15 protein-coding genes are annotated in these 14,596 nt (G+C 48.1%); 11 read left to right on the forward strand and 4 right to left on the reverse strand.

What is annotated here, in order from left to right; genetic code table 11:
- Positions 1–11 precede the first annotated feature (11 nt).
- A complete protein-coding gene (locus tag FEK30_RS10025; RefSeq protein ID WP_138073108.1) occupies positions 12–1,202 on the reverse strand; it encodes a class I SAM-dependent rRNA methyltransferase in 1,191 nt (396 codons plus the stop codon).
- A 133-nt stretch (positions 1,203–1,335) separates the two neighbouring features.
- On the opposite strand from FEK30_RS10025, the gene FEK30_RS10030 reads away from it, so the two are divergent.
- The 4 genes from FEK30_RS10030 (at position 1,336) to FEK30_RS10040 (ending at position 3,823) form a co-directional block, all read left to right on the forward strand.
- Positions 1,336–1,590, forward strand: a complete 255-nt coding sequence (locus FEK30_RS10030; RefSeq protein WP_071932318.1) for a hypothetical protein — start codon at positions 1,336–1,338, stop codon at positions 1,588–1,590.
- Entirely contained in the window at positions 1,587–1,994 is a 408-nt protein-coding gene (locus FEK30_RS10035) for a type II toxin-antitoxin system VapC family toxin (protein WP_138073109.1), read from the forward strand. Before FEK30_RS10030 ends, FEK30_RS10035 begins: the two co-directional genes overlap by 4 nt.
- A gap of 7 nt (positions 1,995–2,001) precedes the next feature.
- On the forward strand, positions 2,002–2,145 hold the full coding sequence (locus FEK30_RS16770) for a hypothetical protein (RefSeq protein WP_157094586.1): 144 nt from the start codon (positions 2,002–2,004) through the stop codon (positions 2,143–2,145).
- A 235-nt stretch (positions 2,146–2,380) separates the two neighbouring features.
- Positions 2,381–3,823 carry a sodium/glutamate symporter gene (locus FEK30_RS10040; RefSeq protein ID WP_138073110.1) on the forward strand — a complete coding sequence of 481 codons (1,443 nt, stop codon included), beginning with the start codon at positions 2,381–2,383 and terminating at the stop codon, positions 3,821–3,823.
- A gap of 8 nt (positions 3,824–3,831) precedes the next feature.
- Here the strand turns inward: FEK30_RS10040 and FEK30_RS10045 are convergent, their stop codons facing one another.
- Positions 3,832–4,407, reverse strand: a complete 576-nt coding sequence (locus tag FEK30_RS10045) for a hypothetical protein (protein ID WP_138073111.1) — start codon at positions 4,405–4,407, stop codon at positions 3,832–3,834.
- A gap of 378 nt (positions 4,408–4,785) precedes the next feature.
- Between FEK30_RS10045 and FEK30_RS10050 the strand changes: the two genes are divergently transcribed.
- From FEK30_RS10050 to FEK30_RS10070, 5 genes are all read left to right on the forward strand, one after another.
- Positions 4,786–5,532 (forward strand): DNA cytosine methyltransferase, encoded by a 747-nt coding sequence (locus FEK30_RS10050; RefSeq protein WP_030006282.1) that lies wholly within the window; start codon positions 4,786–4,788, stop codon positions 5,530–5,532.
- Entirely contained in the window at positions 5,522–5,941 is a 420-nt protein-coding gene (locus FEK30_RS10055) for a DNA cytosine methyltransferase (RefSeq protein WP_030006283.1), read from the forward strand. Before FEK30_RS10050 ends, FEK30_RS10055 begins: the two co-directional genes overlap by 11 nt.
- On the forward strand, positions 5,931–6,881 hold the full coding sequence (locus tag FEK30_RS10060) for an AvaI/BsoBI family type II restriction endonuclease (protein ID WP_030006284.1): 951 nt from the start codon (positions 5,931–5,933) through the stop codon (positions 6,879–6,881). The genes FEK30_RS10055 and FEK30_RS10060 overlap by 11 nt, the downstream gene beginning before the upstream one ends.
- A gap of 44 nt (positions 6,882–6,925) precedes the next feature.
- On the forward strand, positions 6,926–9,427 hold the full coding sequence (locus tag FEK30_RS10065; RefSeq protein ID WP_138073112.1) for a U32 family peptidase: 2,502 nt from the start codon (positions 6,926–6,928) through the stop codon (positions 9,425–9,427).
- Positions 9,428–9,580: 153 nt separating this feature from the next.
- Entirely contained in the window at positions 9,581–10,648 is a 1,068-nt protein-coding gene (locus FEK30_RS10070) for a hypothetical protein (protein WP_138073113.1), read from the forward strand.
- A 1-nt stretch (position 10,649) separates the two neighbouring features.
- Here the strand turns inward: FEK30_RS10070 and cobA are convergent, their stop codons facing one another.
- On the reverse strand, positions 10,650–12,140 hold the full coding sequence (gene cobA / locus FEK30_RS10075) for a uroporphyrinogen-III C-methyltransferase (RefSeq protein ID WP_138073787.1): 1,491 nt from the start codon (positions 12,138–12,140) through the stop codon (positions 10,650–10,652).
- Between the two features lie 118 nt (positions 12,141–12,258).
- Here cobA and FEK30_RS10080 point away from each other — a divergent pair, with 118 nt between their 5' ends.
- Together FEK30_RS10080 and FEK30_RS10085 are read left to right on the forward strand one after the other, a co-directional pair.
- A complete protein-coding gene (locus tag FEK30_RS10080; RefSeq protein ID WP_012306815.1) occupies positions 12,259–12,945 on the forward strand; it encodes an ATP-dependent Clp protease proteolytic subunit in 687 nt (228 codons plus the stop codon).
- Positions 12,946–13,009: 64 nt separating this feature from the next.
- Positions 13,010–13,609, forward strand: coding sequence for an ATP-dependent Clp protease proteolytic subunit (locus FEK30_RS10085; RefSeq protein ID WP_012306816.1), 600 nt, complete (start codon positions 13,010–13,012; stop codon positions 13,607–13,609).
- Positions 13,610–13,696: 87 nt separating this feature from the next.
- On the opposite strand, the gene miaA is transcribed toward FEK30_RS10085, so the two are convergent.
- Positions 13,697–14,593: a tRNA (adenosine(37)-N6)-dimethylallyltransferase MiaA gene (miaA, locus tag FEK30_RS10090; RefSeq protein ID WP_138073114.1), complete on the reverse strand. Its 897-nt coding sequence runs from the start codon at positions 14,591–14,593 to the stop codon at positions 13,697–13,699.
- Positions 14,594–14,596 lie beyond the last annotated feature (3 nt).

Raw genomic sequence — 14,596 nt, forward strand, 5'->3', positions numbered from 1 at the left:
TTGAATCATCCCTAAATAATGGGGCTGACCTTCGCAACAACAAATTTTAAATAGCGTCCCTCTGGAAAAGCGGCTGGCACCGGATGATCGCGGGGTTGTCCGGCTTCGTGGATGATTTGTAGGTAATAATTAGCTGAGGCAGCGGCACTGGCGAGCATTTCTCGGAAGGCTTCGGGGCTGACTTGGCTGGTGCAACTGGCAGAAACCAGTAACCCGTCGGGGGCGACGCATTGGAGGGCGAGGGCATTGAGTTTGGTATAGGCACGGATGGCGGCAAACCGATTTTTCTTGCTTTTAGCGAAACTGGGTGGATCGAGAATTACAAGATCGAAGGTTTGTTTTGCTTGGGCATAGCGGTTGAGAACATCAAAGCAGTCGGCGGTGACAAAGGTGTGTTTACCTGGGTCAAAATGATTGAGGCGTACATTGGTATTGGCGACTTCCGCTAATTGCTTGCCCACATCGACATTGGTCACCTGGCTAGCACCACCGCGCAGGGCGTAGAGAGAAAAGGCTCCGGTGTAAGAAAAACAGTTGAGAACGGTTTTATCGTGGCTAATTTCGCCAATAAATTTGCGATTTTCCCGGTGATCAAGGAATAGGCCTGTTTTTTGGCCCGTTTGCAAATTCACCTGGAAGACTAGACCATGTTCAGTAACGGTAATATCGCCCTTGGGTTCCTTGCCCCAGAGCACTTGGGTTTTGCTGTCTGTATCGCGATCTTCTAAATTTTCTAAATGTTTGGTGCGCCATAAAATTCCCTGTAGTGGGGCGACTTCCCGCAGCGATCGCACGAGCCAATCGAGCAGTACATTGGCCGCTTCCATATAGGTTTGCACGACGGCGTATTCCCCATACAGATCCACCGTAATTCCCGGCAGGCGATCGCCTTCCCCAAAGAGCCAGCGGTAGGCGGTGCAATTGCTTTGGCGCAGGGGTTCCCGTAAATCCCAGGCTGTTTGTACCTGCTGTTGTAACCAGCGACGGTCAGGCAGATGCCGTTGGGAAAAAATCCGGACAGCAATGGGACTTTTGTTATCCCAAAGGCCGAATCCCGTCCAATTGCCACATTTAACTCGCAACCATTCCCCTGTTTCAAAGCGGAGACTCTTCGGCAATTTATCGCGATAGATCCAAGGATGGCCTTGCACGAGATGCTTTTTCAGTTGGGGGGAAACGGTGATTTCGCGGAGTTTTGCCATGGGAATCGTAGAATGGACAGCCTTCTATTATTGATCGTTCCCGTCGGCGATCGCCCACCATCAAGATGTAGATAAAAGTCGCTTATCAAAGGTTTGGCATAATTGTGGGTATATCTTTTTAGAGCTATCTTTTATGAATCAACGCACGATTGAAGGAACTTGGGAAGAGATCTTACAGCATGCATCTGAGTTGACTGGACAGCAAGTAAGGTTAACGGTTTTATCTCCTAAAGCATTACAGCCTCAGCAGCCAATGACCTTAGAACAGACACTACAAGATAGAATTGGCCGAGTTCAGTTTCAGCCCTCTGATCTATCTGCACGGACAAAGGACGCTTTTGCGGATATGTTGGCAGATAAAAATCAGTCATGGGGTCATCCTTCATGACTCTATGCGATGCTTCGGCTTTGATTGCCCTGATTAACCGGAACGATAACAATCAAAGTCGTTGTGCGGCTGTACTTTCAAGACTTCAAGCTCCATTGGTCACAACTTGGTCTTGTTTTACTGAGGCGATGCATTTGCTAGGTCGGTATGGTGGATGGCTCGCGCAGCAGGAGTTATGGAGTTATGTCGCCGACGAGCTTCTTGTATTGCACGTATCTAACGAGGCAGAACAGAGACGAATGCAACAGCTAATGGAACAGTATCGGGATGTGCCGATGGATTTGGCGGATGCTTCCTTAGCCACTGCGGCTGAAGTTTTGAATCAAAAGACAATTTTTACCCTTGACCGAGATTTTTACATTTATCGCCTTCCCGGAAATCAACCTTTTGATGTTGTCCCTTGAAATCTTCTTGAATTCTTTACTCCGGCGGGCAATTGGGTCAGGGCGATCGCCTTCTGAAACAGGCGAAATTGTGCCGCCATCTGATCGCAACTCCCTACGACTCAGAGCCAGACCAAGGGAGTTGTTCCTCGCCAGTAACGGCAATGTATAAAACACTGCACATCAGATAAGCGGTTCTGTAGAGTTCTGTAACTCTAATTACTCCGTGATTCCAAACTTTCCTTATGATGCAAGTCAATCCTATTCAGGTCAGTGAAACAGTAAGTTAGCGCACAACTCATCCATGAAATTAAGGAAAAACAGGATGAATTTTGTTGTACTCATGCCTGTTGCACAGTCTATTACTTTCCTGTCCAGGATATTTATTTAGTGGACGAAACGGGGTCATGTTTACTCTCAGAGATGTTTTTTTTGCCTTTATCCTAATTGCATTACTGGTTTTAGCGGGGCGGTACGTCAAACAAAAAGTGCGCTGGATCCAGAGGCTTTATTTACCTGAATCCATTGTGGCTGGTGTGTTGGCACTGCTTCTGGGGCCTCAAGTTTTGGGGGCGATCGCCACTGCTATCTCTGGAGGAACCTCGATCCTGTCAGAGGGGCTTTTTTCAGAACCGATTCGCGCTGTTTGGTCACAATCGCCAGGGATCTTTATCAATATCGTTTTTGCGGCCTTATTCCTTGGAGAAGCTATTCCACGACCAAAAGATATTTGGACAAAAACAGCCCCTCAAGTCGTCTTTGGTCAAACATTGGCCTGGGGTCAATATGTGGTGGGAATCTTGGTAACCCTGCTGATTTTGACGCCGCTATTTGGCGTAAATCCCATTGCTGCTTGCTTGATCGAGATTGGCTTTGAAGGAGGGCATGGCACCGCTGGCGGGATGGCTGAGACGTTTGCAGAGCTGGGCTTTGAGGCGGGTGCAGATCTGGCCTTGGGCATTGCCACGGTGGGCATTGTTGGCGGAATTGTTGCGGGTACGGCGCTAGCAGATTGGGGCCGGCGTAAGGGCCATGTGACATCTTTTCAGAAAGCTGTAGAAGATTTAGATGGTATACCGGAACTGACAGAAACGGAATCTCCTGAGGTGCGCCGTCGTCGTGCCCAACTCATGCGTAATCTACTGATTGATCCTCTGTCGATCAATTTTGGCATTGTCGGTGCGGCGATTGTGATTGGTTGGCTTATGTTAGAAGCACTGGTTTGGGTGGAGTCGGTTACCTGGGGACAAACGGGATTTGAAGTCATCTCCTATGTGCCGTTATTCCCGATGGCTCTGATTGGCGGCATCATTGTGCAGTTGGTAATGGAACGTCTGGGGTTAGCGCCTTTAATTATTCGCTCGCTGATGAGTAACATTGCGGGTTTAGCCCTGGACGTGGTCGTGGTGACGGCACTGGCCTCTATCTCCCTGAGTGTAATTGGTTCCAACTTGGGTGTATTTACCATTTTGAGTGTCGTAGGCATCACTTGGAATGTGGTGATGTTTCTTTATTTCGCCCCACGCATTTTTCCGAGTCATTGGTTTGAAAAAGGAATCGGCGATATGGGTCAGTCGATGGGAGTGACGGCCACGGGAATTTTACTCTTAAGAATGGTGGATCCGGAGAACCGCACCGGCGCGTTTGAGAGTTTTGCTTATAAACAATTGTTCTTTGAACCGATTGTCGGTGGTGGATTATTCACAGCGGCAGCTCCGGCGCTTGTTGTTCGCTTTGGCCTGGTACCAGTGCTATTACTCACGGGCGGGCTGTTGATTTTTTGGTTGGCGATGGGATTCTTGATTATCCGCCAAAACAAGCAGCAAAGACGGCGATCGCCTTCCCTTTGAGATTGTGTTTATTGAGGCGATCGCCCTTTCCACCATTTCACTAAGACTGCATAAAGAGCACGATCGGTCCGGTCATCGGTATGTCCATGGTTGGAATACCCCAGATCTACGATGCGACCTTCTAGGGTGAGCCAGTGCTTTTTCCCTTTGGCAGAAACATAGCAGATGCGCGTTCGATTCACCCAATAGGATCGTTTTGCTCCTTCTTCGCGCATTCGGTGCCAGGCAATATCGGCGATCGCCTGGCGCGGTAGCCACAGACAGTTATGTCGCCCTAGATTATCAATCAAGCGGCCCACCAGCCCATGGGACAAAAGCACAATCCCGTAGCCTTCTTCTTTCTGTTTGCGTAATCGGGAGCAGTGCCAGGTGCGGTAGAACGATTGGGCCATATCCCAGGCCATATAGGTGCAATAGCCGATCAAAACCGCCAAGATTAGGAACAATAGAAGCGTAAACCCCAATTCCGGTAAGCTCTGTTGGGTCAGGGTTTGCCAAAGTCGCCCATAGCTGGCGGGTTTACGAATGGCCTGGGAAATTAAAGCTGGCACCAGTCCCAGAATGGGCAATGCATACATAACCATAAAGGGCAGTAAGCAAATTTGGATAAACCAATCTGTTTGTGCGGGTAAAAACTGACCTGGCAGATGGTGAGCGCTCCCCAAGCGAAAAGCGGTTTGATAGGGTTCTGGCAGTGCGATCAGGGGATATAGCCCTGCCGGGGGAAATGAATTGGATGAAGACCTTAGTTGCTGCACAAGTCAGGCTCTGTCGCTATGGTTAGAGGAGCAGATAGCATTGAGTGTACTGTACCGGAATAGCTTACCTACCGTTATCCCATCTGCAATATCCATAAAAGGCGATCGCCTACCCTTCGAGAGACTTGATCCACTCAAGGTAGTATTGTCCTGATCCCTAAGAGATAATCTTTAGGTGAGCTGTACAATAACACAAAATTCATAATGGAAAAAAAACTGATAAGCCTATTTGCCGGAGCTGGTGGCATGGACATCGGCTTTCACGCTGCTGGCTTCAGTACGGCGGTAGCTGTGGAACAAGATCCGTCTTGCTGCAATACTCTAAGGCTTAATATGCCGGACACTCCAGTCATTGAAGGCGACATCACCTCAATTACAACACAGGCTATCTTAGAAGCGGCAAAGGTCAATCCTCTTGAAATTGACCTAGTTATTGGTGGCCCCCCTTGCCAAAGTTTCAGCCTAGCAGGTAGACGTATGGGAATGGATGATCCGAGAGGAATGCTGGTACTTGAGTTTCTACGTGTAGTCAGGGAGGCATTGCCAAAGTGTTTTGTTATGGAGAATGTCAAAGGAATGATCAATTGGTCAAAGGGAAAGGCTCTTGAGGCTATCATGACAGAAGCATCGCAGCCTATAAAATACGCTGGAAAAGAATATAAATACGCTGTTTCGTATCATGTCCTAAATGCTGCTGATTTTGGTGTTCCGCAATTTAGAGAAAGAGTATTCATCGTAGGTAATCGTTTGGGCAAAACATTCCAATTTCCTGAACCAACTCATGGGCCTAGCAACCAAGCGAGACAGATAGATCTTTTTGGCAAGCAGCTAAAACCTTACAAAACTGTTCAAGATGCAATTAGCACTCTCCCCCCTGCAACCCCTCCTTCAGCGATGGCACTAAGAGTTTCGCAGACTATAAAAGATAGGATAAAGAATCATGGATATTAAAAACGTTCATATCAAAAATCACGAACAAACAGCTCATGCACCTTCCACTCTAGAAAAAATTCGTAAAGTCAAACAAGGGGGTAAACTCTCAGAACAGACAAAGACATTTGGTTCAACCTACCGCAGGTTAGATCCGAACCAGCCATCTCCTACAGTGACCCGTAGTGGTTATCGAGATTTTATTCATCCTTTTGAAGATCGAATGCTCACAGTTCGTGAACTGGCTTGTTTGCAAACCTTTCCCCTTGATTGGGAGTTTACCGGAACTCGACTTGATTCTTATAGTAGTAAACGTAAAGTGGCGATGACTCAGTTTGGACAAGTGGGTAATGCAGTACCACCGTTACTTGCTGAAGCTGTTGCTAAAGCGGTTAGCGAACAGCTTCTGGATGTCATTGATGAAAAATAATCAGTTTGTAAACAATTTCAGTGACCTTGTGACGACAAAAGATGCTCGCAGAAGTGGTTTTCTTGAATATGCTCTTCGTCGCAATAAAGAGTCTATTCCATTTATCGATAAGGCGAAAGCTCTACAAGTATCTCTTCAGAAGAATACAAAGTGTGCAGAGGATATTCTCAAACTCTATGACATCCGAGAAACACTCATTGAGGCAGCGGGTGTATCTGTCAAGGCGAAGGCTCACCTCGATGACATGGACAAAAATGAAATTCTTGCAGGCTTTGTTAAGGAGGTTCTTGCACCTTGTGGCAAAAAGTATATCGATGAGATTGTCTATCGTTACTTGCTCACACTTGGAGATGCTCTTGGTGGTAAAATGCGCAACATTGTTGGTTCTATCGCAGAAGAGAAATTCGTCAGATTTATCGTTGCCCAGTTACAGGTGCATGATATTGAATTTGAACTATTTCCAAAACGTTCGCAATGGATTTCAAACAAAAACTATAGAGCTGAGATGGCTGCACGAACGAAAGCCTTAAGATGGAAAAATAAAACAACTTATCGATCTCTAATTTTCAACATTAATGTTCCACAGGTCAAAAAGAATATTGATATCGTGCTGCTAAATGACAAGATTGAAGGAGTAACCTCGTCTATTTTGGCTAATATCCTTAACGATAAGAATAAGTATCTTGCCATCGGTGAGTTAAAGGGCGGAATTGATCCAGCCGGGGCAGATGAACATTGGAAAACGGCAAATACAGCTCTTAGTAGAGTAAGAGATTCTTTCAAGAACAAAATCCACTTATTTTTCATTGGGGCTGCGATAGAAACCAGTATGTCGGCAGAGATTTACGAACAATGCCAGACAGGTGAACTTAGTAACGCAGCAAATCTCACTGTTGATAATCAATTATCTGCATTGTGTGAGTGGCTAATAACGCAATAACTTTACAAAATCAAACCCGATCGCCTCTCTATTTTGATAAATCTATGTCTACTCCCTCTGTTACCCCTGTAGAATCTAGCACCCTAATCAAAACCCCTGAACTGCTGGCTCCAGCGGGAAATTGGGACTGTGCGATCGCCGCCGTAGAAAATGGAGCCGATGCGATTTATTTTGGGCTGGATAAATTTAATGCCCGGATGCGATCGCAAAACTTTGTCGAGTCAGATTTGCCGGAGTTAATGGCATACTTACATCGGCGTGGCGTGAAGGGCTATGTGACGTTAAATACGCTGATTTTCACCTCGGAATTGGCGGCAGTCGAACAATATTTGCGGTCGATTATTGCGGCAGGAGTCGATGCGGCGATTGTCCAGGATGTGGGGCTATGTCAGTTAATTCGGCAATTGTCCCCCGATTTTCCGATCCATGGTTCCACCCAGATGACCGTCACCAGCGCCGCAGGGGTCGAGTTCGCGCAAAACTTGGGTTGTGATTTGGTGGTATTGGCGCGGGAATGTTCGATCAAGGAAATCAATAAAATCCAGCAGGAATTGGGTCAACAAAAGATCTCGATGCCGCTGGAGGTGTTTGTTCATGGAGCGTTGTGTGTCGCCTATTCCGGGCAATGTTTAACCAGTGAATCCCTCGGTGGACGGTCGGCCAATCGCGGGGAATGCGCCCAGGCTTGCCGGATGCCCTACGAAATGATTGTCGATGGTAAGCCATTTGATCTGGGTGACAGACGTTACCTACTAAGCCCCCAAGATTTGGCGGGATTACCTGTTTTGCCGGACTTAATTAAAGCGGGCGTCGTGTCGCTAAAAATCGAAGGACGCTTAAAACAACCGGAATATGTGGCCAGTGTCACCCAAGTGTATCGCCAGGCCATTGATCGGGCGGTGCAGGGCATTGAGCAAGAGGTTTCAGACCAGGAAAAATATCAATTGGAAATGGCCTTTTCGCGTGGGTTGTACACGGGTTGGCTTGACGGCATCGATAATCAAAGCCTTGTCCATGGTCGCTTTGGCAAGAAAAGAGGCGTATTTCTTGGTGAAATCAAGCAAATTCGTGATGGTCGCGATAAACAAGTGATTTTGCACTTAGAAGCGCCTCTAAAGGCTGGGGATGGGGTGGTCTTTGATCAAGGAAAACCCGCAGATCATGAACAAGGGGGGCGAGTTTACGCCGTTGAAACCCACGGTAAAGAGACCTTAGTCACCTTTGGGCGGCGGGATGTGGACTTGCGCAGGGTGCGGGTGGGCGATCGCCTCTGGAAAACCAGCGATCCAGAACTGGATAAAAAATTACGTCAAACCTTTACCAGTGAAAAAATTCAGTTCCAGCGGCCGATTACAATAGAAATTCACGGAGAAATTGGTGAAAAATTGACGGCGATCGCCCGTGATGGGCAGGGCAATATTGTCCAAGTCACATCAGAAATTCTTCTCGACACCGCAATCAAGAAACCCCTAACAACGGAACGTTTAACGGAACAATTTGGCCGCTTAGGAAATACCCCTTTTTATCTCCAGCATTTAGAGAATAATCTGCTTGGTGAGGCCATTCTCCCTGTGAGTGAACTAAATCGAATGCGGCGGGAAATAGTAGCGCAATTGGAAGCTTTACGCGGTCAGCCAAAACGTTGGCAGCTAAATGGTAACGCATCCCATCAAAATCTTTTACCTCATTTAGAAAAAGCAGCGAACCAATCAACGCAAATCATTGTTTTAGTGCGCAATTTATCACAACTCAAAGCTGTTTTAGGGACAAATATCCAGACCATTTATTGTGAGTTTGAAAATCCGATTAACTACCGTGAAGCAGTGAAACTGACGAAACAAACTGAGCAGCAACCAGAAATTTGGGTGGCACCGCCCCGAATCACCAAACCCAAGGAACAATACATTCTCAAGCAAGTGCTGTCTAGTCAAGCAGATGGCTATTTGATTCGGAACTATGACCAGCTAAACTTTTTTAAAAATGAACGGATTACCGCTGATTTTTCTTTAAATATTTCCAACCCAATCAGTGCCAATTATTTTAAACAAACTTTTCCCCTAGAACGTCTCACGGCCTCCTATGACCTCAATATTCACCAGTTAGAATCGCTCCTTAAAAAAGCTCCCCCCAATTGGTTTGAAATCACGATCCACCAACATATGCCGATGTTTCACATGGAACATTGTGTTTTCTGCGCGTTTCTCTCCGATGGAACCGATTTCACTAATTGTGGTCGCCCCTGCGAAAGTCATGAAGTGAAATTAGGCGATCGCACGGGTATTGAGCATGTTTTAGTTGCTGATGCGGGCTGTCGGAATACGGTGTTTAATGGCACCGCCCAGACTGGCGCAGAATATATGCAGCATTTTATGGATTTGGGAGTGCAGCACTTCCGCGTTGAATTTGTGGATGAATCTCCCGCAGAGATTACCAAAACCATTGATCTTTACCAAAAATTACTCACAGGAAAAATTTCTGGGGCACAGCTTTGGCAAACCCTCAAGCTCCAAAATCAATTAGGGGTGACCCGTGGTTCGCTAGAATAAAAAGGCGATCGCCCTGCTTCATTCAATCAGAACTGTCACAGATCATCGTCAGTAATGGGCTGCACCAAAATTATGGGTCGTTAAGTAGACTTATCGTAGTCGCCAACCCTAAGACGCCACAACCAATCACATCAACGTTCCAGATAAACTTCTATGACTTTACCCTTCGATGCGGCCCCCACCGAAGCACGGGTTAAACAATTTTGGCAACTCGCCGCCAGTTTTGGGATGGAGCGTAATGCCTACCATAATTACCTGAACGAAATCGTCAGCGATCGCTATGCCCTGATCAGCGGCCTCCAGATTTTGCGGGATGAATTGCAATTTGTTGCCTCCGATTCAACGGATATTAAAGCTTGCGGGGCTGATATGAGTTTGCCCAGTGTGGTGACTACCCTCGCCTACACCAACTGCGGCGATCGCATTCACCAGGGGGAAGCCACAAAACGTTATCGAGATGTCGTTGCTTCCCGTTTTGCCACCCTCTCGGAAATTGGCGAATTAAAATTAGAGGCGTTTTTCCCGGCGGGTGGGGGCACCGATGACGGCGAAACCTTAGCCCATGTCACCGTGGCCCACGAGCTAGATGAATCTTTAAAGCGGCGTGTGTACGCAGGCAATCCCCAATCCATTTCCCTTGTGGCCATTGATCTCAAAACCCATGTGGGACGGTTGCGTCAGGATGGCAAGCAGGTCTATGGCAAAACCCGTGAATCGCCATGGCGTGAACCCCGCAACGCCTGTGGTGCAATTGTCGGTACCTTGAAAAATTACAACGCCCACAATCCAATCCATCGCCGCATTCGCAATGATTTAGGGGAAGAAAATTTTCATTTTTTAGCCCACAATGCCGTCCTGACGGATACCAAAAAAATTGACATTACGATGGCGGTGGCGGCCAATATTGTGGCGATTCGCGGCATTCGCAATACAGCGGTGGCGATCGCCCAAGAATTAGACGAACGGGGTTTAGCCCACCTCACTGCCAGTACCACGGTCAATCGCCCTTCCCGCGACGATTTGGTGATTTATCTCGCCCGGGCCACGGTCTTTAACGGCAGCATCAAAATCCAAAGCCTCGGCACCGATGCCCGTTTATATGGCGGCAAAATCGTTGAATATGCTGGCGAAAAACGCCTCCAATTGCATTACGCCGACTGGAATTTAGACAATCTCCCCATCGAAGAAATCCCCTATCAAGTCCGCTCTTCGGGATTGTGAATTATATGTAATGGGCCAGAATGGCATCCCGTAAGCCTTCTAGGGTGTAAACCTCGGCTTCGAGATCAACCCGCTGGAAAAGCTCGAAGCAAGTCTGGGAAGTTTGGGGGCCAATGGAGGCAATTTTCAGCGGTTTTAATAACGCTAAATCCCCCCCCTGCTGCTGAATTAGCTGCCAAAAGTTGCGCACTGTTTTAGAGCTCGCAAAGGTTACTAGATCAATGGTTTGTGCTTCGAGAGCTTGCCAAACCGCCGCCGGAATTTGCCGTGGACAACCCGATTCATAGGCGGGCACTTCAACCACCTGGGCACCCTGTTGGGCGAGTTCTTGCACCAGGATTTTTCGCCCGCCTGTTTCGACTCGGGGAAAAAGGATTTTTTGATTTTGCAGCGGATCGGGAAAGTTTTCCACCAAAGAATCCGCAATGAAATCAAGGGGAATATAGTCTGCTTTTAGGCCGTGTTGGCGCAAGAATTTTTCTGTTTTTTTACCGACGACGGCAATTTTGAGCTTACCTAAGGCGCGGACATCTTTGCCCAAGGTTGCGAGTCGCTGGAAAAAATATTCAACGCCATTGGCCGAGGTGAGAATCAGCCAGTCAAAGGTTTCTAGGGTGGCGATCGCCTGGTCGAGGGGTTCCCAGGTGGAGGGCTCACGAATCTCTAAAGCGGGCATTTCCAAGACCTTTGCGCCAGTTTCCGCCAAAAGTTTGGTAAATTCGCTGGATTGCGACGCAGCGCGGGTAATCAGAATTGTTTTGCCACCCAATGGAGCCCGATCCATGTAATCCTCCCGGAGACTAACCACCTGACCCACAATGATCACACAGGGCGAAAGTTTTTGAGCCGTCGCCGTTTGCTTCGTAATGGTCTGTAACGTTTCCGTCCAGACCTGCTGCTCTGGCAATCCCGCCGCCCGCACAATGGCCACCGGGAAATGAGGCGATCGCCCTGCTTCAATTAGTCGCCGACAAATGTCCTCTAAATTGCGTCCCCCCATCAAAAAAACCAAAGTTTCCAATTGGGCTAGGGCTGTCCAATCAAAGGCCTCTAGATCATGGGCTGTCCCCACAAAAAAGCCGCGACCCAAATCCTTATGAGTCAAGGGAATACCTGCTAGTAATGGTGCCGCTAACGCCGATGAAATGCCAGGGATCACCTCAAAATCACAGCCCGCCCCTTGGAGTGCCAAAATCTCCGGGTGCGATCGCCCAAAAATATACGGATCTCCCCCCTTCAGGCGCACCACCCGTTTTGGCGATTGTCCATGCTCAACCAAAAGACGATTAATTTCTTCTTGGGGCGTACTCTTTTGGCCGCCTCGCTTACCGACGAATAACCGTAAACAGTCCTGGGGCAGCAGATCCAACAGTTCTTGGGAACCCAGGGCATCGTAAATCACCACTTCTGCCCGTTGGAGGATCTCCCAACCCCGCACCGTTAAATAGTCCTTTGTCCCTAAACCCGCTCCCAGCAAAAATACTTTTCCCATGTGCGATCGCCCTAAACCACCGTCAAACCTTGCGTTAAAATTAGATGCTAAGACAAAATCAGACAAAAACACCCCGCAACCGTAACGCCAACACGTTACCCAACGCATTAAAAGATCTATGAACTCACCGATTCAGGCTGTACAAGCACCCTACAGAGGTGGCGGCTCCACCTACAGGACGCCACCGCCAGATCTCCCTTCCCTACTGCTAAAAGAACGCATCGTTTATCTCGGCCTTCCCCTGGTCTCTCCCGATGAGTATAAAGATCAAATTGGCGTCGATGTGACCGAACTGATCATCGCCCAACTGTTATTTTTACAGTTTGATGATCCCGATAAACCGATTTATATGTACATCAACTCCACCGGGACTTCTTGGTACGGTGGTGATTCCATTGGGTTTGAAACAGAAGCCTTTGCCATCTGCGATACCCTCAACTACATCACGCCGCCAGTGCACACCATTTGCCTCGGTCAAGCGATGGGAACAGCGGCCATGATCCTTGCTGCTGGCACGAAGGGCTGCCGCGCGAGCCTACCCCACTCGACGATTATTCTCCACCAAGCGCGCCAAGGAGCCCAGGGCCAAGCTTCCGATATTCAAATTCGGGCGAAGGAAGTGATCGAAAACAAACGGACAATCCTGCAAATGATGTCTAAATATACAGGTCAACCCCTCGAAAAACTCGAAAAGGACACTGACCGGATGTTTTACATGACACCCCAGCAGGCCCTCGAATACGGCATTATCGATAAAGTGCTCGAAAGTTCGAAGGATTTGCCGTCCCCCGTACCGGCTCTGTAGCCTTCGTGATTGCTTAAAATCACCCCATTTTTTCCCGTTGTTCAGATCAAGGTAAACAAAATCCATGCCCATCGGTGTACCCAAAGTTCCCTATCAAATGCCCGGTCAGCCCTATTCTGACTGGATCAATATCTATGACCGTTTGTACCGTGAACGGATTATTTTCCTCGGTCGGGGTGTCAATGATGCTTTGGCAAACCAAATTATTGCCATCATGCTTTACCTCGATTCTGAAGATCCCAGCAAGCCGATCTATCTCTACATCAACTCCCCCGGTGGCTCGGTGACGGCGGGTCTGGCGATTTACGACACGATGAAACACATCAAGTCGGAAGTAGTCACCATTTGTGTGGGCTTAGCGGCTTCTATGGGGGCGTTTTTGTTGTCTGCGGGCACGAAAGGGAAGCGCCTGGCCCTGCCCCACTCCCGGATTATGATCCACCAACCCCTCGGTGGGATCCAAGGTCGTCGTCAAGCGACAGATATTGACATTGAAGCCAAGGAAATTATCCGCATTAAGCATCAACTCAATGAATTGATGGCAGCCCACACAGGTCAATCCATCGAAAAAATTGAGAAGGATACGGATCGGGATTACTTTATGTCAGCCCAGGAAGCGTTGGAATATGGCCTGATCGATAAGGTAATTGAAGAACGTCCTTAATGTTTGTCTGATTTTTCAACCTTAAATTCGTTGAAGCATTCTTTCTCGCGAAAGGGTGCTTTTTTATGTGGAAAATCTTTCAAATCTCTATTGTTGAGTAATGAGATTAAGGGCTTGCTCAAGGAGATCTGGGGCAGTGTTATCGAGCCAGTGAATATCTGGGTTGGCGCGGAACCAGGTGCGTTGGCGTTTGGCAAATTGGCGGGTGTGGAGGACGGTGTTGGCGATCGCCTCTTCTAATGTCCCTTGACCGCGTACATAATCCCGAAATTCTGCATAACCCAGGGTATTCAGGAGGGGCAGATCCCAACCGTATTTTTTACCCAAGCGTTCAACCTCAGCAACAAAGCCTTGGTCAATCATCTGCTGGGTACGTTGGCGAATCCGTTGATCGAGGTGGTCGGGATCACAATCGAGACCAATTTCGAGGATCGGATAAGTCGGCGGATTTTCTCCCTGTTGGCGACTAATCGGTTCCCCGGTGACATAAAACACCTCTAGGGCCCGGAGGGTACGCACTTGGTCATTGGGGTGAATTTTCTGACAAGCTTCTGGGTCAACCTGCTGGAGCAGTTGATAGCTATAGGCTTGGCCCAGGTCGGTAAATTGTTGGCGCAGATCCGGTTGAGGCGCAACCCGGGGAATTTTTAAACCTTTGGTAATCGCTTTAATGTAAAGGCCAGTGCCGCCGACGAGTAAAACAGATTTCTGTTCGGCGTGAAATTGCGCGATTAGTGCTTGGGCCTGGGCTTGGTATTCTGCCAAGGTAAGTGTTTCTGTCGGTTCACAAATATCGATCAGGTAATGGGGAATTTTCTGCTGCTCTTCAGGGGTTGGTTTCGCTGTACCGATGTCGAATTCTTTGTAAATTTGGCGCGAATCGGCGCTAAGAATTACCGTGTCCAGTTTTTCGGCAAGTTTTAGGGCCAAACCGGACTTACCCGTCGCGGTGGCACCACAGATGACGATGAGGGGGGCAGTCATAGA

The organism is Picosynechococcus sp. PCC 11901 (genome assembly GCF_005577135.1).
GTDB lineage: Bacteria > Cyanobacteriota > Cyanobacteriia > Cyanobacteriales > MRBY01 > MRBY01.